Raw genomic sequence first — 1,109 nt, 5'->3', positions numbered from 1 at the left:
TTGGAATCCAACTCGACGCGGCCGTCGATCAAGAAGCGCTCGAATATCTCACGACGCGTCATGGCGTAGCGCAGTGCTTCTGCCAGCTTCGACTTACCCGAGATGCGCGGCAGGGTCTGCTCCCACAGCGCGAACAGCGCAGCGACAATCGGTGCCGATATAGTCTGGCGGGCAACAGCGCGGGCTTCGGGGGTTTGACCGCGAACAGTCGCCTCGAGCGTCCAGAGCTCAGTCATCATTTCGATCGTTTCGGTGGCGACTTCGGAGGCACCGGTCGTGTGCAATTCATAGAAGCGGCGACGACTGTGCGCCCAGCATCCCGCCAATAGCGGACCATCGTTGCTGCCGTTCTTGCGTGCCAGCTTGCTGTAGGCGGCATAGCCGTCTACCTGCAGGATACCGCGATATCCTCCGAGATGCCGCTGCACACAGTCTCCGGACCGGCTGTCCTCGAAGCGATAGGCCACCATCGGCGGACCGCTTCCCCCAAAAGGCGTGTCGTCGCGGGCATAGGCCCAGAGCCAGGCCTTTTTCGCGCGGCCGTTGCCAGGGGCAAGGGTTGGCAGGCTGGTTTCATCCGCGAAGACTCTGTCGCCTTTCAGGATCTCACGCAGAACATGGTCTGCAAGAATATCCAGCTCGAAGCCAACCCGGCCCATCCACTGGGCCATCAGCCGTCGGTCAAGCTCCACGCCATCACGGGCATAGATACCCTCCTGCCGGTAGAGTGGTAGGCCGTCGGCGTATTTCGAGACCGCGATCTGCGCCAGCAACGCCTCAGACGGCAGACCACTCTCGATGATATGGTTCGGGGCCAAAGCCTGGATAATACCGTCCCAGCCTTTGAACGCGTATTTCGGGCGGCGGGTGATGATGACCCGGAACTTCGCCGGGATCACATCCAGCCGTTCGGCCACATCTTCGCCAATCAGCACCTTCTGCTTGCCGGCATGTTCCGGCAGGTCGTCAGGCTCAATGACCACTTCAATACGCTCGAGATGCGGCGGGAAGCCTTTTGCGTGGCCGGGGTGCCCGCTTCTCCTGTGAAGCCTGGCCCTTGCCCACCTGCGCCCGCAGGGCCGAGATACCCGTCTCGATCTCCTCGAAGA

Annotated in this window: 1 pseudogene; it reads right to left on the bottom strand. The window is 61.8% G+C overall.

Annotation, left to right across the window (positions count from 1 at the left end):
• A pseudogene (gene tnpC / locus BM131_RS19865) lies at positions 1–1,109 on the bottom strand (IS66 family transposase); the annotation flags it as partial.

Source organism: Loktanella salsilacus, assembly GCF_900114485.1.
GTDB classification, from domain to species: Bacteria; Pseudomonadota; Alphaproteobacteria; order Rhodobacterales; family Rhodobacteraceae; genus Loktanella; species Loktanella salsilacus.
The sequence above is the reverse complement of the archived record's forward strand: the minus strand, read 5'-3'. Positions and strand labels throughout refer to the sequence as shown.